Here is a 19,827-nt window from a genome sequence, read left to right on the forward strand (position 1 = left end):
AGGACAAAAAATGGACAAGAAGTCAATAATAGCTCTTATATGTTGTGCAGTATTAGTTTTTTCAGGGTTAACAAGCATATCATATGGAGATACAGAAGACGATCAAAGCATTAGATACATCAAAGTAGGTCTCAATTACCCTATTACTTCTGATAAGCAAATAAATCTATATAATAATAAAGGTTTTAGTGTTAAAACATTTAAAGAAGATTTTCAAGAATTATTTAGTTTCGTAGATACTATGACTACAGTAAGACTAGATTATCATTTTCAGAATATTGATAAGCAAACAGGTCCATTCCACATTGAGTATAAAGAGACCTTTGATTCATATGAAAAGGCAGTAGCAAAGCTAAATCAACTAAAATTTGACAATATAGACATATTCCCTGTTTATGAAAATGGAGTATTTAAGATTTGGATAGGTCAGTACTCCAATGAAGTAGATGCTTCAGAAGATATAAGTAGAATTTATAATAAATTACAAATTCAGCTAAATGTAGTAAAGGATAATAAACAGAGAGTTGTTTTAGAAAATTCTAAAGGCAATATTGTAATTATTTTTGATGCAAAGGAGCAAATCTATATTGGACCATATGGCAAAGAGCTTGAAGAAAGTATTATAGGGGTAGGAGATAGAAGTTATAGAGGATTTATTACATTTAACAGAATTGAGGATGAGTTGAAAGTTATAAATTATATTAACCTTGAAAAATATCTATATGGTGTTGTACCTAGAGAAATGTCTGGTGATTGGCCAATTGAAGCTTTAAAGGCTCAAGCTGTTGCAGCTAGGAACTATGCTTTGATAAGCATGGGTAAGCATTTAGACGAAGGATACGACATATGTGATACTACCCATTGTCAGGTATATGCAGGATATAGTTGGGAAAAAATAAGAAGTAATCAGGCTGTAGATGAGACTTTGGAAAAAGTCATAAAGTATGACGGAAAACTAATTAGTACATATTATCACTCGTCAAGTGGTGGCAAGACTGAAGATAGTGAGAATGTGTGGAGCAATCCTGTACCTTACTTAAAGGGAGTGGATGATAAATTCTCTTTAGGAGCTCCTAATGATAATTGGAAATTAGTTCTCTCAAGAGAAGAAATAATGGAAAAGCTAAATAGTATAGACGTGAACGTTGGAGAAATTTTAGCTATTGACGTATTAGAGTATTCCAATAATGATAGGGTTCTTAAACTTGCAATAAAGGGAACAGAAGGAGTACATATTTTAGAGAAGGACGGAGCAAGGGGAGTATTGGGATATAATTCATTAAAAAGCACTATGTTTAGTACTAAATCAAATGGAGAAGCTTACGTATTAGGGGCATCAGGATCAAAGCCAACAAAAATGTCCCTTGGAGAAGCGTCAATAATAACTGCAGAAGGAACTCAAATTGCTAATAGAGATTTGATTTCTAGAGATAATCCAATGTTATATGTGACTAATGGCAAGAATAAAGAGACTATACCTGCAATTCCTACTCAATATATATTTGAAGGACATGGATGGGGACATGGACTAGGTATGAGTCAATGGGGAGCAAAAAAAATGGCTGAAGAAGGATATAATTATGAAGAAATATTAGAATATTATTATACAGATGCAAAAGTTGAGTAAAGGATGATGCAAATGAAGAAAAAAGATTTTTATTATGATTTACCTGAGGAGCTAATAGCACAGCATCCCTCAGAGAAAAGATCAGAATCAAGACTAATGGTTTTAGACAAAGAAACGGGAGAAATAGAACATAAGGTTTTTAAGGATATTATTGATTATTTTCATGAAGGTGATTGCTTAGTATTAAATAATACAAGAGTAATTCCTGCTAGACTATTTGGTGAAAAAGCTAAAACTGGTGGAAAAATTGAATTTCTATTGTTGAAAAGAATAGATAAATGCAAATGGGAAACTTTAGTTAAACCTGGGAAAAAGGCAAAAATAGGGCAGAAGGTCATTTTTGGTGATGGAAAGCTAAAGGGTGAAATAGTTGATAATACTGAAAGTGGTGGTAGAATAATAAAATTTGATTATGAAGGAATATTTGAAGAAATATTAGACGAATTAGGTGAAATGCCGTTACCTCCATATATTACTGAAAAGTTAGAAGACAAGGAAAGATATCAAACTGTTTATTCTAAAAAAGAAGGATCAGCAGCAGCTCCAACAGCTGGATTACATTTTACCCATGAATTATTAGAAAGAATAAAATCTAAGGGTGTAAAGGTTGAATATATAACTTTACATGTTGGATTAGGAACATTTCGGCCAGTAAAAGAAGAAAATATTGAAGACCATCCTATGCACTCTGAATACTTTGAAGTGACTGAGGAAACTGCTAACACAATAAATGAAGTGAAAGAGAAGGGTGGGAAAGTTTTTGCTGTAGGAACTACGACTACGAGAACTTTAGAATCTATTGGTACAGATGAAGGAAAGGTTGTACCACAGTCAGGATGGACAGATATATTTATATATCCTGGATATAAATTTAAGATAATTGATAAACAAATTACAAATTTTCATCTACCTGAGTCGACTTTAATTATGCTAGTTAGTGCTCTTGCTGATAGAGAAAATGTATTGAAAGCTTATGACATAGCCGTCCAAGAAAGATATAGATTTTTTAGTCTAGGCGATGCAATGTTAATTAAATAGGAGGAAGAACTATGGCAATAAAATATGAACTAATAAAAGAAGCAAGTGATTGCAATGCAAGATTAGGAAAAATAACTACTCCCCATGGTGAAATTGAGACACCTATCTTTATGCCTGTAGGAACAAAAGCTACTGTTAAGGCTATGACGCCGGAGGAGTTAAAAGATATAAATTCACAAATAATATTAGCTAATACATATCATTTATACATGAGACCTGGTCATGACTTGGTTGAGGAAGCTGGAGGATTACATAAGTTTATGAATTGGGATCGTCCAATTCTAACAGATAGTGGGGGCTTCCAAGTATTTAGTCTTGGAGATTTACGTGAGATTAAAGAAGAGGGAGTAGAATTTAGGTCACATATAGATGGATCTAAGCATTTTATATCACCTGAGAAATCTATTGAAATACAGAACTCTCTAGGAGCAGATATTATTATGGCCTTTGATGAATGCGCTCCTTATCCTAGTGATAGAGAATATGTTAAGAATTCTCTAGAACGTACTACTAGGTGGGCAAAGAGATGTATTGATGCCCATAAAAATCCTGATAAGCAAGCTTTATTTGGAATTGTTCAAGGAGGCATGTATAAGGATTTAAGGGAACAAAGTGCTAGAGAGTTATTAGAATTAGATTTTCCAGGATATGCAGTAGGTGGACTAAGTGTAGGTGAACCTCCAGAGCTAATGAATGAAGTATTAGAGTATACAACTCCATTACTACCAAAGAATAAACCTAGATATTTAATGGGAGTAGGAAGTCCAGATTATTTATTTGAAGCTGTGATTAGGGGTATTGACATGGCTGATTGTGTTTTGCCTACTCGTATAGCGAGGAATGGAACTGCTCTTACTAGTCAAGGAAGATTAGTTGTAAGGAATGCAAAATATAAAAGAGATTTTAGTAAGCTTGATCCTGAGTGTGATTGCTATACATGTAAGAACTACTCAAGGGCATATATAAGACATTTAATTAATGTTAATGAAATATTGGGGGCAAGACTAACTACTATCCATAATTTGCACTTTTTAGTAAAGCTCATGGAAAATATTCGAGTAGCTATCAAAGAAGATAGACTTATGGAATATAGAGATGAATTTTATAGAAAATACGGATATATTGAGTAGATTTTTAAAATAAAAAAAGGATTTTAGAGAAAAGTATTGAATATAAGAGAAGAGAGAAAGGAGGGGTGTAGGATGCAATACACTAGTTTAATTTTTCCAATACTTTTATTAGCAGTGTTCTATTTTTTAGTTATTAGACCGCAACAAAAAAAGAATAAGCAAATAAATGAAATGAGAAATAGCCTTAAGGTTGGTGATGAAATCACAACAATTGGAGGAATCTATGGAAAGGTTCTAAAAATTAAGGAAGACGTAGTTACAGTCGAGGTTGGTGCTGATAAGTTCAAAATGAATATCACTAAATGGGCAATTGGAACTGTTGTAAATAATGACGACAAATAATGTATATTTTATGAAAGAGATTTTCTAATTTAGAAAATCTCTTTTTAAATGTTCTTTTTTATTTTTTAGGAATATTTAGCTGAGATTTGAATAAGTATTCAATAAGGAAAATTGGGGGTGAAGCTATGAGTTATAATTCAGGAAAAAACCAAAGTAGTTATCCAATAACCTTATTGAAGGCTGTAGGATTTAGCGTTATTACGTCTATAATTTTTGTTATAATACTAGCAGTAATATTAACTTTTACAAGCTTATCTGAAGGAATTATTCCAGTAATAAATTCTATAATAATGATAGTAAGTATAGCCTTTGGAGCTATTTACGTGTCATTAAAGTCTGACCGTATGGGCTGGCTAAACGGCGCTGGAGTAGGATTAATTTATATCTTAATTATAATGATTTTAGGAGCAATATTTGTAGACTCGTTTGATATAGACATTTATTTGCTATTTAGAATCATTGTTGCCTTAATTACTGGTTCAATAGCAGGAATGATAGGAATTAATCTTAGATAATTCTTTATTTCATAATAGCTTTGTGTTATAATCTTAAAGAAGGAATTGGATAAGGAGGAATATCATGAAGCATATTAAAACACTAACTAGAAAGAGTCATAAGAGTACTATTGCAAAAGGCGGATGTGGGGAATGTCAAACTTCTTGCCAATCAGCATGTAAGACTTCATGTACAGTAGGAAATCAAAGCTGTGAAAATAATTAATATGTACATAACTAAGTACAGAAAAGTAGTGGAAGAGTCCACTGCTTTTTAATTGACTAAGAAAGGAAATAGCTTAGTCAATTAAAAAGAGACAAAATGCGAGCTCGACTCGTTTTTTTATTTTTTCATTGAATAAATTATGATATTGCTATAAAATAGTGTTGTCATCTAAAAAATAGGAGGATTAATATGGGTAGAATACATAGATTTCAACTTAATAATAAAAACATAGTAATGGATATAAATAGTGGCTCTGTACATGTGGTAGACAAGCTAGTCTGGGATATTATAGAGTTATATGAGAATAATAGTACTGAAGAGATAATTAATAAATTAAAAGCAAGTTACCCGGAAGAGGATGTAACAGCTGCTTTAACTGAAGTAAAAGCATTAGTTGAAGAGGGACTCCTATTTAGCGAAGACCTTTATATTGATGATATTAATTATAATAATCAAAACATTGTTAAAGCACTATGTTTACACATCGCTCATGATTGTAATTTGAGATGTAAGTACTGCTTTGCGTCTCAAGGTGATTTTCATGGAGACAGGCTTTTTATGTCATTGGATGTTGGAAAGAAAGCTCTTGATTTTCTAGTAGAGAACTCTGGGAATAGGGTTAATCTTGAGGTTGACTTCTTTGGAGGAGAGCCTTTAATGAACTTCGAAGTTGTAAAAGATTTAGTTAAATATGGTAGAGAATTAGAGAAGAAGCATAATAAGAAATTTAGATTTACCATTACTACAAACGGAGTACTTCTTAATAAAAATAATATGAAGTTCATTAATGAAAATATGGAAAATGTAGTTCTAAGTTTAGATGGTAGAAAAAGTGTAAATGATGATATGAGACCTACTATTAGTGGAGAAGGAAGCTACGATGTAATTGTTCCTAAATTTTTAGAGTTTGTTAAGATGCGAGGAAACAAGTCCTATTATATAAGAGGTACATTTACAAGCAATAATTTAGATTTTTCCAAAGATGTACTTAATTTTAAAGAATTAGGATTTAAAAGCATCTCAGTAGAGCCAGTGGTTGCAAGTCCTGAGCAAGATTATGCCTTGTTGGAAAAACACTTGGAAACAATCATTAATGAGTATGAAAAATTATCTAAAGAGTATATTAAGTTTAAGAAGAATGGAGATGGGTTTGATTTCTTCCATTTTATGATAGATTTAAATCAAGGACCATGTTTTATTAAGAGAGTAGTAGGATGTGGTGCTGGTGTTGAATATCTTGCTGTAACACCAGAAGGAGATTTATACCCTTGTCATCAATTTGTTGGAAATGATGAATTTAAGATGGGAGATGTATATAATGGTGTTAATAATTTAGATCTTAGAGCTGAATTTAAAGATGCTAATATTTACAGCAAAGATGATTGCAAGGATTGTTGGGCTAAATTTTACTGTAGTGGTGGATGTCATGCCAATGCTTATAACTTTAATAATAGTCTTAAAAAGCCTTATAAGATTGAATGTGAAATGGAAAGAAAAAGAATTGAGTGCGCTATATCTGTAGCAGCAAATTTAGAAGGGGAGGAAGATTAATGCTATTGGATTACGAAGGAATAAATCCTAAAATACACGACAGCTGTTTCATTGCAGATAGTGCTGCGATAATTGGCAAGGTTAATATAGGAGAAAATACAAGTGTATGGTATAACTGTGTTCTTAGAGGTGATGAAAATAATATTACCATAGGAAAACATACAAATATACAAGATGGTACGGTAATACACATTAGCAAGGATTATAATACAGAAATTGGAGATTATGTTACTGTTGGACATAAAGCTATAGTACATGCCTGTAAGATAGGAGATAATGTGCTTGTAGGAATGGGAGCAATAATTTTAGATGGAGCAGTTATTGAAGACAATGTATTGATTGGAGCTGGTAGTATTGTAACTCCTGGCAAAAAAATTCCATCTGGGTCTCTAGTGTTAGGATCACCAGCTAAGGTTGTTAGAGAACTTACAGATAAGGAAATTGAACAGCTAAAGCAATCTGCTGTTGACTATGTTCAATATGCTGAAAAGCATAAAAAATAAATTTACCTCTATTTTATTGACTGTAATTATATTGAAGTTATATAATATTATTTGTGAAGACATGTGAGGAGGAAAAGACTATGAGACTTAGAAGTACTATTATTTTTCTATTAGTCGTAGTAATAGTAGCTGCCATAGCACTTACTGGTATCTACGGAATAGACTTAGGAAAATACGAAATTACTAGTATTAAAGATGAGATGGATCTTGGTTTAGATTTAGCCGGAGGTGTTTTTGTTGTTTTAGAAGCACAAACTGACGCCAAGGGAGACGAATTACAAAAATTAATGGAGCAATCTAAAGCAATTATCACAGAAAGGGTTGACGGTTTAGGAGTCGCAGAACCGAATATCGTGATAGAAGGAGATAATAGGATTAGAGTTGAGCTTGCAGGACTACAAGAGCCACAAAAAGCTATTGAGATGATAGGTAAAACTGCTCAGCTACAGTTTATTGATCCAGAAGGAGATATTGTAATTACTGGTGAGCATATTAAAGAATCTACTGTTAAGTATTATCAAACTAGTAGAGGATACCAACAGCCAGTGGTTTCACTAGAAATGAATGGCGAGGGAGCCGAAAGATTTGGTGAAGTTACAACTAAATTAGCTGTAAAAACAAATGTAGAAGATAAGATAATATATATAGTTCTTGATGGAGAGGTTATATCCAGTCCAAAAGTTAATTCAGCTATTACAGATGGTCAGGCTATAATTGAAGGTATGGGTTCTATGCAAGAAGCTTCTAGATTAGCAACCTTGATTAGAGCTGGTGCACTTCCAGTTGAAATGAAAGAAATACAAAGTTCAGTAATCGGAGCTTCATTGGGATTAGAAGCTTTAGATAAAAGTGTTTTTGCTGCTGGTATAGGACTACTATTAATTTTCTTATTTATGTTAATCTATTATAAGATACCAGGCGTAGTAGCTAATATTGCTTTATCAGCATATATTCTTATTGTATTAGGAATTATGATTTCTTTAGATGTTAAGCTTACTTTACCAGGTATTGCTGGTTTAATTCTTTCAATTGGTATGGCAGTTGATGCTAACGTTGTAATATTTGAAAGAATTAAGGAAGAAATCAGAAATGGTAAAACATTAAGGGCTTCAGTTGATTCTGGATTCAAAAAAGCATTATCAACTGTTTTAGATGCCAATGTAACTACCCTTATTGCCAGTGGAGTACTGTATTATTTTGGTACAGGACCTATAAAAGGATTTGGAGTAACTTTATTCTATGGTATTATTGCTTCGATGATTACAGCAATATTTATAACAAGGTTCTTACTAAAATTAACTATTAATATGAAGTTGACTAAGAATACAAAACTATACGGAGCATAAGGGGGGAAAACAATGGATTTTATGTCAAAAAGCAAGATATTTTTTGCAATATCTATTCTAATAATTATTGCAGGATTAATAACTATGGCTGTAAGCGGACTAAATTTTGGTATAGATTTCACTGGAGGTACTCTTTTACAAATTGATTTTGGAAAAGAAGTCCCTGTTGAAGAAGTGAGGGAGATTACAAATGATATAGACCCAAATGCTAGTGTAATCTATGCTGGAACCAATAATGAGCAAGTAATTATTAAAACAACTAAGAGTATGGATAACGCAGCTAGAAAAGAATTTTTTAGTAAGTTTAAAGAAAAATATGATTTAGAAGATGAAGCTTTAGTCCAATCTCAAATTTTTGGACCTTCTATAGGACAAGAAATTAGAAGAAAAGCTATAATATCAGTATTGATAGCAACTATAGGTATGCTTATATACATTACCTTCAGATTCGAGTTTAAATTTGGTATATCTGCTATCATAGCGTTAATTCATGACGTTTTGATTGCTTTAACTATATATGCACTACTAAGAATACCTGTTAATAGCTCTTTCGTTGCAGCTATGCTAACAATAGTGGGTTATTCTATCAATGATACTATTGTAGTTTTCGATAGGATTAGAGAAAATCTAAAGATAATGAAAAAAGACAAATATTCACATATTGTTAATACAAGTATTTCTCAAACTATAAGTAGGTCGATAAATACTTCATTTACTACACTGTTAGCTATTGTAACACTTTATGTTTTAGGAGTTGAGGCTATAAAAGATTTTGCCCTTCCTTTAATAGTGGGTGTTTTGGCTGGAACTTACTCATCTATATTTATAGCTAGTCCAGTTTGGACCCTATTGAAAGTTAAAGTAGGTGGAAAAAAAATAAATACAAATAGAGCGTAGATAGATATTTTATTTTTTAATTTTTTTATTTTATTTTTCGTTTGACATCACTGCCTTTTGGCAGTTTTTTTCTTTACAAACTTGATTAATACTGAAAATAAAATCATTTAATGGCAATAATAGTTGATAATGTAGCCATATATGGAGGGGTTTTATTTGAAAGTTAAGGCAATAGGAAAAAGATATAAAAACTTAAGAAGATATAGAGAAATTTGGAGAATTCTATTTAAATATGGATTTAGTATGATTACAGAAAAAATGGATATTCCAAGGGTTTTTTCATGGTTTTTGTTTAAACAATCAAAAAGGCTCAGTAGAGAATATACTAGAAGTCAGAGGATACGAATGGCAATAGAAGAGCTTGGTCCTACATTTGTAAAGCTCGGACAGATTTTAAGTACAAGATATGATATTTTACCTCCTGATATAGTAAATGAGCTCAGCTATTTACAAGATAGCGCTAGTAAATTTCAGTTTAAAAATGCTAAAGAGATTTTGGAGAAAGAACTAGGGAAGAGCATTGAAGAAATCTTTGAGGAATTTGATCCAGACCCAATTGCAGCTGCTTCGATTGGTCAGGTGTATAGAGGAAAATTAAAAGATGGACAATGGGTTGTGGTAAAAATTCAAAGACCTAATATAAAAAATACCATCGAGAGGGATTTGGATATACTTTTTGACATATCTCAGCTTGTGGACGAACATTATAATAAGGAGAGTATCATTAAGTTTAGAGATATTGTCAAAGAGTTTTCATTCTTTATTAGGAAAGAACTAGATTATACGTATGAAGCTCTAAATTGTAGAAAGTTTAGAGAAATATATAAGAAAAATTCTAAGGTTGTTATACCTGAAATATATTGGGAATATACAAGCAAGAAAGTTCTAGTTATGGAGAAAATTGATGGTATAAAGTTTAGTAATATTGGAGCAATTGAAGATAGGGGATGGGATAAAGGTAAACTAGCTAAGCTAGGAGCAGATATATTTATGAATCAGATATTTGTTCATTCTTTTTTTCATGGAGATCCCCATCCAGGAAATATCTTGGTAATAAATGAAAATAAAATTGCATTAATAGATTTTGGTATAGTTGGGTATTTAGACAAAGTAACTTTAGATTTTATAACAAACTTATTAAGGGGTGGAGTTAATAAGAATATTGATAAAATAATAGATAGTTTGTATAGAATGAATGCTCTGAGTAAAGATACTGACGAAATTGATTTGAGAAAAGACCTTTACTATATACTTAACTATTATTATAATATTCCTATTAGAAAGCTTAATTTTAGTGAAATGCTTAATGAGGTATTGATGATTGCTTTTAAACATAAAATACAGGCACCTTCTCAACTAACTCTTTTGATTAAATCAATTATAACGATTGAGGGAACGGGAAAGAGGCTTGATCCTGATTTTAATTTAACTGATATTTCTAGCGATGTTCTTAAAGCTGTTGCTTCGAAAAGATTAGATGTTAAAGAGAATTTAGGAAATCTAGGAAACTACTTCATTGACAATATTGACAATATCAAGGCATTTCCTAGAACAATGAATAGAATATTAGATAAAGTTGAAAAAAATCAAGTTAAAATTACTATGAACCATGAAGGATTAGAGGGACTAAAAAAAGAAATAAATATTATGACCAATAAAGTTTCACTTAGTCTTATGATTTCAGCGTTAATTGTTGGTTCATCAATAGTAATTCAATCCAGCAATGTACCTCAAATCTTTGGAGTTTCACTCTTTGGGTTCATTGGTTTTGGTATAAGTGGGATACTCGGAATATATTTGATTTTTTCAATACTATTCAATATTAAAAAGAATAAAAAATAATATCTAAAAGGGGGATATTCGCCATGCAAATAGGTTTTATTTTATCTTTAATTTTTGCTATTTTGATAGCGGCTTTTGCTTTAAAAAATGGTGATAATGTTAACATTGATTTGTTTTTCACAACAAGAGAGGTTTCTCAAGCAATTGTTATTTTGATTTCTACTGCTTTTGGCGCAATAATGGTAATGATTTTAGGATTAGTTAGACAAATTAAGCTTTCACTCAAAATTAAGGAACAAAGCAAGAAGATTGATACTTTAGAAGAAGAGAAACAGGAATTGGAAACTCAATTAAATACTGAGATTGAGGAGACGTTATTAGAGGAAGAAATCAATAATGATGTTGAATTAGAGCCTGTGGAAGATGAGATTCAACCCGAGGCAAATAATAATATTGAGGGAAAAGAGAAAGATGAAATAGATAAGATGATTGAAAATGAAATGGAAGAAGTAACTCAAGAAGAAAATGAAGAAAATGAAGAAAAGAAGACTTGTGAAAAGAATGAGTAGATCAAAAATGTAGTTTTATTTATTTGAAGGTGGAATATATGATAGAATTTGAGCAAGTAATAAAAGTAGCAGATAATGATTATAGTCAAATTGAAGAGATGAGTAAATTACTAGGTATTTCTAAGTTAACTGCAAAAATGCTAGTAAATAGAAAAATTGTAAATATAGACGAAGCAAGAAGTTTTTTAGATCCATCTATTGAAAAATTTCACGACCCCTATTTAATGAAGGATATGGACAAAGCAGTTTCTCATATTAAAGAATCAATTTCTAGTGACAAAAGTATATGGATATATGGAGATTATGACGTTGATGGTGTTACCAGTACTTCGGTTTTGATTCTTTTTCTAGAAAAGCTAGGAATTAAACCACAGTTTTACATACCTGATAGAATGTCTGAGGGATATGGGCTTAATAAGGAAGCCATCGATTATATTAAAGATAAAGGCGGACAATTAATTATAACAGTTGATTGTGGAATCACTTCTATTGAGGAAGTGGAATATTGCAATGAAAAAGGGTTAAGTATTATTATTACAGATCATCATCAATGTGGAGAGGTGTTGCCAGATGCTGTTGCTGTTATTAACCCAAATAGACGAGATTGTGACTATCCATTTAATAAATTAGCAGGAGTGGGAGTAGCCTTTAAATTAGTACAGGCTCTTTCTAAAAGATTGAATGTGGAAATTGATTATAATGAAATATTGCCTATAGTAGCTATTGGGACGGTTGCTGATGTTGTTTCCTTAACAGGGGAAAATAGAATCATAGTCAGAAATGGATTAAGATTAATAAAACAGTCTCCAAACTATGGAGTAAAAGCCTTGCTTAATATCACTAATTTAGAAAAGAAAGAAGTTAGTAGTGGACATATAGGATTTGTTATTGGTCCTAGAATTAATGCTGGTGGAAGAATTGGCCTAGCTAAATATGGAGTTCACTTATTCACTTCAAAGAATATTAATAAAGCTATGGAACTAGTTACAAAACTTGATGGAGAAAATACTAGAAGACAAAATATTGAAAAAAGGATTTTAGAAGAGGCTATTGATATTATAGAAGAGTCAATCGACCTTGAAAAGGAAAAAATTATTGTTGTAGCTTCGGAGAATTGGCATTATGGAGTTATAGGCATAGTAAGTTCTAGAATAACTGAGAGGTATTCTAGGCCCAGTATATTAATTTCTATAGAAGAGGGTGAAGGTAGGGGATCTGCCAGAAGTATTTCTACCTTTGATATCTATGACGGGCTTAAGAAATGTGGTCATTTATTCAATAAATTTGGTGGGCATGAACAAGCGGCAGGTCTTTCAATAGATAAGAATAAAATACCACTGTTGAGAAAAGGAATAAATGAAATAGCCAATGAATTATTAGTTAACGAAGACCTAGTTCCAGAGGTTGTAGTTGACAGTGAAGTAAATAGTGATGACATATCAAAAGAGACGATAAAAGAGCTTGAAATACTTAAACCTTTTGGCATTGATAACTGGAGTCCCCAATTTTTAATTAAGGATGTTGTTGTAAAGAATTCTAGAGCTATTGGGAAAGAAGGTAAGCACCTTAAGTTAGTCGTTAAAAAAGATAATAATGAATTTGATTGTATAGGATTTAGTCAAGGATATTTGGAAGATAGTATTTTACCTGGAGATAAAATAGATTTGGTAGCGTCATTGGAAATAAATAAATTTATGGATAATGAGAAAATTCAATTTAATATTAAACAGTTAATTAAGAATAAAATCTTAGAAGAAAAGGATAAATCTTATACTCTATTATATGAAACTTTTATATCAAATTCTAGATCACAATGTGAGAAGAGTAATTCAGATAAAGAATTTGATATTCTAAAAGGAGAAAATAGGGTAAGAATAGTAATAGATGCTTTATCAAAGGAAGAAGGAATACTAATATTAATAAATAACTTTTTTAATATGCAAGAGCTGATTAAGGATATCACTCATCAAGGACGAGAAATAATAAAGAAGACAGAAATATCCTTTGAATATTGTTGTAATAATAAAACTAATAATATTATCATCTGTCCTTTGATTGAAAAGATAGATTTTAGTAAGTTTAAAAAAGTTTTTGTATTTGATTTATTTTTTGATAAATCAGCTATTCAAAAATCACTATGTAATAATACTTTAAAGGTTTTTGTGGACAATAAGGACATAAAACTTAATAAAAAGATACTTACTTATATAGTTCCAACTGTTGATGAGATGAGAATTATATATAAGAGTTTTTTAAGTCAGAGGAAAGAAATTATAAAAATATCTTTAAAGCAATATATTACGTATTTAAATAATAATACTATAGCTGAAATTAACCCTACAAAGCTAAAAGCTTCACTGGATATTTTAAAGGATTGTGAATTAATACAATACAAACTGGATTCTGATGAGTGCTTTATAAAGCTTTGTAGCAATAATAGAAAGGTAGATATTGAAAACATACCTAGGTTTAGATTGTTAAAGAAGCTTAAAGATGATGTAGAAGATAATTATAACTATATAATTAATAGATAAAGCAAAGAGGAGGAAAATAATATGGATTTAAGAACAAAAATTAGAAGTGTGAAGGATTTCCCAAAGGAAGGAATTGATTTTAAGGATATTACTACAGTACTAAAGGATAAGGAAGCTTTTCGTCAATGTATAGATCAAATGGCGGATTTAATAAGTGATATAGAAGTAGATATAATAGTTGGGCCAGAAGCTAGAGGTTTTCTTACTGGTGCACCTATGGCATATAAGTTAGGAGCAGGATTTGTTCCAGTAAGAAAACCAGGAAAATTACCTGCCGAAACTATTAGTTATGAATATGAGTTAGAGTATGGAACAGATATTCTGGAAATACATAAAGATAGTATAAAGCCAGGTGAAAAAGTTGTTATTGTTGACGATCTATTAGCTACAGGTGGTACAGTATTGTCTACAATGAAGCTTATAGAAGAGCTTGGAGGAGAAGTTGTAGGAGTATGCTTCTTCATTGAATTAGAATTTTTAAAAGGTAGAGACATATTAGAAGGCTATAATGTTCAATCTCTTATAAAATTTTAATTGATTTATAAAGCCCAAACTTGCAGGTTTTGGGCTTTAATGATATTATGATATATTATATAATTATGACTTTAAAGAAAATTTTGATTTTAATAAAAGGGTGAGTGAATTGCTACAAAATCTAATATCTAAAATAGAACAATATTACCCTCAGGGCGATTTAAATCTGATTATAAAGGGATATAATTTTGCAGAATCTGCTCATCAAGGACAAATGAGAAGATCTGGAGAAAGATTTTTTGTGCATCCTTTTAGTGTCGCTATGATTTTAGCTGACCTTCATATGGACTTAGTTACAATTGTAGCGGGACTTCTTCATGATGTGATTGAGGATACGGATGTAACATATGAGATGGTGGTTAAAGAATTCGGTGAAGAAGTTGCTAATTTAGTTGAAGGAGTTACTAAGCTTAAAAGCATAAAATATAGAACTAAGCAAGAAACACAAGCAGAAAATCTTAGAAAAATGGTTATTGCCATGTCTAAGGATATAAGAGTTATTATTATAAAGCTTGCTGATAGACTCCATAATATTAGAACATTAGGATATATGCCAGAGCATAAGAAAAAGGAAAAGGCTTTAGAGACTTTAGAAATCTATGCTCCTATAGCTCATAGACTTGGTATGTCAAAGGTGAAATGGGAGCTAGAAGATTTGTCACTTAGATATACAGACCCAAATGGTTACTATGACTTGGTAGAGAAAGTATCGAAAAAGAGAAGAGAAAGAGAAGCATATATCAATATGATAATTGAGAGTTTAAAAAATAAGCTTGGAGAAATGGAAATTGAAGGAGAGATTTATGGTAGACCTAAGAGTTTTTATAGTATATATAGGAAAATGGTCTATCAGAATAAGAGCTTTGAGCAAATTTTTGACCTAACAGCTATTAGAGTAATAGTTGATAATGTTAAAGATTGCTATGGTGTACTTGGTACAGTCCATACAATGTGGAAACCCATACCAGGAAGATTTAAAGACTATATTGCTATGCCAAAACCTAATATGTACCAATCGTTGCATACAACTGTGATTGGACCTAAAGGAGAGCCATTTGAAATACAGATTAGAACCTGGGATATGCATAGAATAGCTGAGTATGGTATTGCTGCACATTGGAAGTATAAAGAAGGCAAGATGGTAAGTGATAATTTTGACAGCAAATTATCATGGTTAAGGCAGATTTTAGAGTGGCAAAAGGATATGAAGGATCCTAATGAATTTATGGAATCCTTAAAAATAGATGTATTTACAGATGAGGTTTTTGTATTCACTCCAAAAGGAGATGTTATTAATTTACCAGCAGGATCTACACCTATAGACTTCGCCTATAAAATTCACTCGGCAGTTGGAAATAATTGTGTAGGTGCCAAGGTAAATGGACGGATAGTACCCATTGATTATAAATTGAAGAATGGGAATATTGTTGGAATCTTAACATCTGCTCATAGTAATGGTCCTAGCACTGATTGGTTAAAGATAGTTAAGAGTAGTCAAGCAAAGAGTAAAATTAAGCAATGGTTTAAGAAGGAAAAAAGAGATGAGAATATTAATAAGGGTAGAGACTTATTAGAGAAAGAGGTAAAGCGCCAAGGATACAAGCTTACTGAGATACTAAAAGATGAGTGGATGCAGAAGATTGCTGATAAGCTAAGCTTTAGTCATATTGATGACCTATATGCTGCATTGGGATATGGCAGTATAAATATTCCACAGATTGTTAATAGGCTTAAGGAGTATTTTGATGACTACTATGGTGTTAAAGAGAAAGAAGAACCTGTATCTCCACAACAGAATCAGACTAAAAAGGATTATTCACCTAAGCAAGGCGTTGTAATAAAAGGTATTGATAATGTTATGGTTAGATTTTCAAAATGCTGTAATCCAGTTCCTGGAGATGATATAATTGGCTACATTACTAGAGGCAGAGGTGTTTCGGTTCATAGAAAGGATTGTCCAAATATTAATGATCTTAGTGGACATGAGAGATTCATTGATGTTGAGTGGGATAATAATAAGAAAACATCCTATCAAGCTGAGATTCAACTTAAAGGTACAGATAGGGCTGGTTTGCTAACTGAACTTACTCAATTAGTTACAAATGCTGATTTAGCCATGACTTCATTAAACGCTAGAACTAATAAGGAAAAATTGGCTTTAATTAATATGACATTAGAAATAAAGAATATCGATGAACTTAAAAATTTAATGAAAAAAATCAAGAGTATTAAAGGCGTTATCGATGTATATAGAGTAACTACCTAGAAGGGATGATAAAATGAGAGCTGTTGTACAAAGAGTATCTAAGGCTAAGGTAGTGGTAGATAACTCTACTGTAGGCGAGATAAACAAAGGACTTTTAGTCCTTTTAGGTGTTGGAGAAGATGATAATGAAAGTGATATGAAGTATTTAAAAGACAAAATTTTAGGATTAAGAATTTTTGAAGATGATAATGGAAAGATGAATTTATCATTGATGGATATAGATGGAGAGCTATTAGTGGTCTCACAATTCACCCTTTATGGAGACGTTAGGAAAGGAAGAAGACCTAATTTTACGAGTGCGGCCTCTCCGGACAAGGCTGATAAAATATATTTAAATTTCGTTAAAGCTTGCGAATCAGAAGGCATTAAAGTTGAGACTGGCGAGTTTGGAGAACATATGAATGTAGAACTTGTAAATAATGGTCCAGTCACTATAATGCTTGATAGTAAGAAAACTTTCTAGGAGGATTTAGATGATTGTTGAGAGATTACCTTTAGGAGTATATGGAGTAAATTGTTACCTTATTGGATGTGAAGAAACAAAAGAAGTAGCAGTAATTGATCCTGGCGGAGAAGCTGAAGAAGTTATTAAAAAGACAGAGGAACTAGGACTTAGTATTAAATATATTATTTTAACCCATGGACATGGAGACCATATAGGTGGACTTAAGGAGCTAAGAAGTAGCACTGGCGCTCAAGTGTTAATTCATAGGGAAGATGAAATACTACTATCAGATGCTAATAAAAACTATTCTGAACAAATGAGTATGGAAGATGTTGAAACTAATTCAGATAGATTTGTTGAAGATAATGAAATAATTCATTTAGGAAATTTAAAAATAGAGGTGATTCATACACCTGGTCATACACAAGGAAGCATTTGTTTAAAAGTAGAAGATAATTTATTCTCTGGAGATACTCTTTTTAAAGGTTCTATTGGAAGGACTGACCTTTTTAGTGGTTCTAAAGAAGCTATGATGAATACTTTAAGCAAATTAAAAAAATTAGATGATAATTTAAAGGTATTTCCTGGACATGGCTCTGCCACAACTATGAAGAGTGAGAAAGCTAAAAATATATTTTTAAAATAGAAAGTATACTCCCAATAATATGTGGAAAAATAAGAATAAGGATATATTGGGAGGGATAGTATGAAAAAAAATATACATGACTTTATTGCTGGAAGAAGAACTAGTAGATTTGCAGATGTGGATTTTCATGATTTTATAGAAATGAATGAAAAGGGATTAAGCAACGAAGAAATATCCAATGAATTGGGAATACCGAAGGACTATGTTAATAAATTGAGAAATGATCTACAAAAAGATTATTGAGGGGAATTAGGATGGTTTATATTAGATTACAGGGTCACAATTATGAATATGATGTAGGGGCGCTTGTAAAAACATTTTACTTTAATAGAGACATAAAATTTATTTCTGACAAGACTTTGGCTGATAGCCAAGGTCTTTTGATTGAAAATATAGTGACTAATACTATGAATGGCTATAAAGTTATAACAAAAATTTATAATAATCAAAAAGAGATGAGTGAATTCATAATAAAAGATATTAACTCTATTAAAATTCTAGATAATAATTCTGATAGAAAAATAAAAATTGCAGTTAAACAAAGCATCTATAAAGCCATATCTAAGATATCAGAGGTTAATGCCCCTTGGGGAATATTAACTGGCATAAGGCCAACTAAAATTGTTCATGATTTTCTTGATAGTGGATATAATAGCAATGATATTTATAAAATACTTACAGAACAATATTTACTAAATGAAGAAAAGTCAAGTTTAATATTGAGTATTGCATTAAAAGAAAGAAAGTTTTTGTATCCCATGGATAGAGATAGGTTTAGTATGTACATAAGTATACCCTTTTGTCCAACGAGATGTTTATATTGTTCATTTCCATCAAATTCCCTTGTTCAATGGGGCAAACTAGTTGATGAATATACAGATAAATTGATTTTCGAAATAGAGCAGGTAGGAAAAACGTTAGCTAACAGAAGGATTAACTCTTTATATATTGGGGGAGGGACTCCTACTGCAATCCCGGCTGAGAATTTAGATAGGATTTTAAAGAGTGTGTACAATATATTTGATAGGGATAAGATTAGAGAAGTAACAGTAGAGGCTGGGAGACCAGATACAGTAACAGAGGAAATGTTAGAAATGCTTAAAGAAAACAAGGTTGATAGGATTAGTATAAATCCCCAAACTATGAATGAAGGTACGTTAGATTTGATTGGAAGGAATCATAATCCTGAAGATATTATTAGGGCCTATAAATTAGCAAATAAGATAGGCTTTGATTCTATAAATATGGATATAATTATAGGGTTGCCTAATGAGAAGGAAGAAGATGTTATAAATACAATGGAGGAAATTATAAAGTTATCTCCTAATAACCTAACGGTCCATACTATGGCAGTTAAGAGAGCATCTAAACTAAGGGAGAAGATAGACGAGTATTCCCTGACTCAGCAAAGATCTTTAGAAAGGATGCTTGACATAACAAAAGAGTATGCTAAAAAGATGAAAATGGAGCCATACTATATGTATAGACAAAAACAAATTCTTGGAAATTTTGAAAATGTGGGTTATAGTACAAAGGGGAAAGAATGTATTTATAATATGGCTATCATGGAGGAAAAAGAGACAATAATTGCTTTCGGGGCTGGAGCTACATCAAAAATATTTTATCCAAATGAAAATAGATTTCAAAGAGTACCTAATGTAAAAAATCTAAAAGTTTATTTAGAACGAGTTAAAGAAATGATTGAAAGAAAGAAAAATTTACTTGAAATCAGTTGACACAAATACTTTGTTTTATTATAATGGATGAAAATATATAGGTTTTATCTTTTGATAAGACTCCCACTTCTATAAGTGGGAGAGAAGATTTCTCTTCGGGTGGAGTAGAGTCTCCATCTGAAGCCCCGATGTTCTGCTTTAGCAGAACGAGTTCACTAAGT

19 protein-coding genes are annotated in these 19,827 nt (G+C 31.5%); all 19 read left to right on the forward strand.

From position 1 onward, the window contains the following. Positions 1-10: 10 nt before the first annotated feature. The 19 genes from JMO20_RS01060 (at position 11) to hemZ (ending at position 19,666) form a co-directional block, all read left to right on the forward strand. The gene (locus JMO20_RS01060) at positions 11-1,627 is read left to right on the forward strand and encodes a SpoIID/LytB domain-containing protein (RefSeq protein ID WP_202707300.1); all 1,617 of its coding nucleotides are present in this window, start codon (positions 11-13) and stop codon (positions 1,625-1,627) included. Between the two features lie 12 nt (positions 1,628-1,639). Continuing rightward, complete coding sequence (gene queA / locus JMO20_RS01065) at positions 1,640-2,665, forward strand: tRNA preQ1(34) S-adenosylmethionine ribosyltransferase-isomerase QueA (protein WP_202707301.1); 1,026 nt, start codon at positions 1,640-1,642, stop codon at positions 2,663-2,665. A gap of 11 nt (positions 2,666-2,676) precedes the next feature. Next, positions 2,677-3,795 (forward strand): tRNA guanosine(34) transglycosylase Tgt, encoded by a 1,119-nt coding sequence (gene tgt / locus JMO20_RS01070; protein WP_202707302.1) that lies wholly within the window; start codon positions 2,677-2,679, stop codon positions 3,793-3,795. A 72-nt stretch (positions 3,796-3,867) separates the two neighbouring features. Further along, complete coding sequence (yajC, locus tag JMO20_RS01075; protein WP_202707303.1) at positions 3,868-4,137, forward strand: preprotein translocase subunit YajC; 270 nt, start codon at positions 3,868-3,870, stop codon at positions 4,135-4,137. 125 nt (positions 4,138-4,262) lie between these two features. Beyond that, positions 4,263-4,652, forward strand: coding sequence for a TIGR04086 family membrane protein (locus JMO20_RS01080; RefSeq protein ID WP_202707304.1), 390 nt, complete (start codon positions 4,263-4,265; stop codon positions 4,650-4,652). 64 nt (positions 4,653-4,716) lie between these two features. After that, positions 4,717-4,857 (forward strand): six-cysteine ranthipeptide SCIFF, encoded by a 141-nt coding sequence (gene scfA, locus JMO20_RS01085; protein ID WP_202707305.1) that lies wholly within the window; start codon positions 4,717-4,719, stop codon positions 4,855-4,857. 189 nt (positions 4,858-5,046) lie between these two features. Beyond that, positions 5,047-6,408: a thioether cross-link-forming SCIFF peptide maturase gene (scfB, locus tag JMO20_RS01090; RefSeq protein ID WP_202707306.1), complete on the forward strand. Its 1,362-nt coding sequence runs from the start codon at positions 5,047-5,049 to the stop codon at positions 6,406-6,408. Further along, entirely contained in the window at positions 6,408-6,911 is a 504-nt protein-coding gene (locus JMO20_RS01095) for a gamma carbonic anhydrase family protein (RefSeq protein WP_202707307.1), read from the forward strand. The genes scfB and JMO20_RS01095 overlap by 1 nt, the downstream gene beginning before the upstream one ends. Positions 6,912-6,991: 80 nt before the next feature. Next, on the forward strand, positions 6,992-8,257 hold the full coding sequence (gene secD, locus JMO20_RS19890; RefSeq protein WP_243414598.1) for a protein translocase subunit SecD: 1,266 nt from the start codon (positions 6,992-6,994) through the stop codon (positions 8,255-8,257). 12 nt (positions 8,258-8,269) lie between these two features. Next, positions 8,270-9,154, forward strand: coding sequence for a protein translocase subunit SecF (gene secF / locus JMO20_RS19895; RefSeq protein ID WP_243414599.1), 885 nt, complete (start codon positions 8,270-8,272; stop codon positions 9,152-9,154). A gap of 156 nt (positions 9,155-9,310) precedes the next feature. Then, the gene (locus tag JMO20_RS01105; RefSeq protein ID WP_202707308.1) at positions 9,311-10,996 is read left to right on the forward strand and encodes an ABC1 kinase family protein; all 1,686 of its coding nucleotides are present in this window, start codon (positions 9,311-9,313) and stop codon (positions 10,994-10,996) included. A 23-nt stretch (positions 10,997-11,019) separates the two neighbouring features. After that, positions 11,020-11,505, forward strand: coding sequence for a LapA family protein (locus JMO20_RS01110; RefSeq protein ID WP_202707309.1), 486 nt, complete (start codon positions 11,020-11,022; stop codon positions 11,503-11,505). A gap of 38 nt (positions 11,506-11,543) precedes the next feature. Next, positions 11,544-14,039 (forward strand): single-stranded-DNA-specific exonuclease RecJ, encoded by a 2,496-nt coding sequence (gene recJ / locus JMO20_RS01115; protein WP_202707310.1) that lies wholly within the window; start codon positions 11,544-11,546, stop codon positions 14,037-14,039. Between the two features lie 21 nt (positions 14,040-14,060). Continuing rightward, entirely contained in the window at positions 14,061-14,573 is a 513-nt protein-coding gene (locus tag JMO20_RS01120) for an adenine phosphoribosyltransferase (protein WP_202707332.1), read from the forward strand. 109 nt (positions 14,574-14,682) lie between these two features. Beyond that, on the forward strand, positions 14,683-16,839 hold the full coding sequence (locus JMO20_RS01125; RefSeq protein WP_202707334.1) for a RelA/SpoT family protein: 2,157 nt from the start codon (positions 14,683-14,685) through the stop codon (positions 16,837-16,839). Positions 16,840-16,852: 13 nt separating this feature from the next. After that, positions 16,853-17,302 carry a D-aminoacyl-tRNA deacylase gene (dtd, locus tag JMO20_RS01130; protein WP_202707336.1) on the forward strand — a complete coding sequence of 150 codons (450 nt, stop codon included), beginning with the start codon at positions 16,853-16,855 and terminating at the stop codon, positions 17,300-17,302. Between the two features lie 10 nt (positions 17,303-17,312). After that, entirely contained in the window at positions 17,313-17,930 is a 618-nt protein-coding gene (locus tag JMO20_RS01135; RefSeq protein ID WP_202707338.1) for an MBL fold metallo-hydrolase, read from the forward strand. Between the two features lie 60 nt (positions 17,931-17,990). Continuing rightward, positions 17,991-18,173 carry a hypothetical protein gene (locus JMO20_RS01140; RefSeq protein ID WP_202707340.1) on the forward strand — a complete coding sequence of 61 codons (183 nt, stop codon included), beginning with the start codon at positions 17,991-17,993 and terminating at the stop codon, positions 18,171-18,173. A gap of 11 nt (positions 18,174-18,184) precedes the next feature. Further along, positions 18,185-19,666, forward strand: coding sequence for a coproporphyrinogen dehydrogenase HemZ (hemZ, locus tag JMO20_RS01145; RefSeq protein ID WP_202707341.1), 1,482 nt, complete (start codon positions 18,185-18,187; stop codon positions 19,664-19,666). Positions 19,667-19,827: the final 161 nt, after the last annotated feature.

Origin of the sequence: Sporosalibacterium faouarense (genome assembly GCF_016765695.1) — a bacterium.
GTDB classification, from domain to species: Bacteria; Bacillota; Clostridia; order Tissierellales; family VENL01; genus Sporosalibacterium; species Sporosalibacterium faouarense.

Excerpts from the sequence above, each read along its gene's own strand:
- JMO20_RS01060 (WP_202707300.1), top strand. The coding sequence starts at position 11 with ATGGACAAGAAGTCAATAATAGCTCTTATATGTTGTGCAGTATTAGTT.
- queA (WP_202707301.1), top strand. The coding sequence starts at position 1,640 with ATGAAGAAAAAAGATTTTTATTATGATTTACCTGAGGAGCTAATAGCA.
- tgt (WP_202707302.1), top strand. The coding sequence starts at position 2,677 with ATGGCAATAAAATATGAACTAATAAAAGAAGCAAGTGATTGCAATGCA.
- yajC (WP_202707303.1), top strand. The coding sequence starts at position 3,868 with ATGCAATACACTAGTTTAATTTTTCCAATACTTTTATTAGCAGTGTTC.
- JMO20_RS01080 (WP_202707304.1), top strand. The coding sequence starts at position 4,263 with ATGAGTTATAATTCAGGAAAAAACCAAAGTAGTTATCCAATAACCTTA.
- scfA (WP_202707305.1), top strand. The coding sequence starts at position 4,717 with ATGAAGCATATTAAAACACTAACTAGAAAGAGTCATAAGAGTACTATT.
- scfB (WP_202707306.1), top strand. The coding sequence starts at position 5,047 with ATGGGTAGAATACATAGATTTCAACTTAATAATAAAAACATAGTAATG.
- JMO20_RS01095 (WP_202707307.1), top strand. The coding sequence starts at position 6,408 with ATGCTATTGGATTACGAAGGAATAAATCCTAAAATACACGACAGCTGT.
- secD (WP_243414598.1), top strand. The coding sequence starts at position 6,992 with ATGAGACTTAGAAGTACTATTATTTTTCTATTAGTCGTAGTAATAGTA.
- secF (WP_243414599.1), top strand. The coding sequence starts at position 8,270 with ATGGATTTTATGTCAAAAAGCAAGATATTTTTTGCAATATCTATTCTA.
- JMO20_RS01110 (WP_202707309.1), top strand. The coding sequence starts at position 11,020 with ATGCAAATAGGTTTTATTTTATCTTTAATTTTTGCTATTTTGATAGCG.
- recJ (WP_202707310.1), top strand. The coding sequence starts at position 11,544 with ATGATAGAATTTGAGCAAGTAATAAAAGTAGCAGATAATGATTATAGT.
- JMO20_RS01120 (WP_202707332.1), top strand. The coding sequence starts at position 14,061 with ATGGATTTAAGAACAAAAATTAGAAGTGTGAAGGATTTCCCAAAGGAA.
- dtd (WP_202707336.1), top strand. The coding sequence starts at position 16,853 with ATGAGAGCTGTTGTACAAAGAGTATCTAAGGCTAAGGTAGTGGTAGAT.
- JMO20_RS01135 (WP_202707338.1), top strand. The coding sequence starts at position 17,313 with ATGATTGTTGAGAGATTACCTTTAGGAGTATATGGAGTAAATTGTTAC.
- JMO20_RS01140 (WP_202707340.1), top strand. The coding sequence starts at position 17,991 with ATGAAAAAAAATATACATGACTTTATTGCTGGAAGAAGAACTAGTAGA.
- hemZ (WP_202707341.1), top strand. The coding sequence starts at position 18,185 with ATGGTTTATATTAGATTACAGGGTCACAATTATGAATATGATGTAGGG.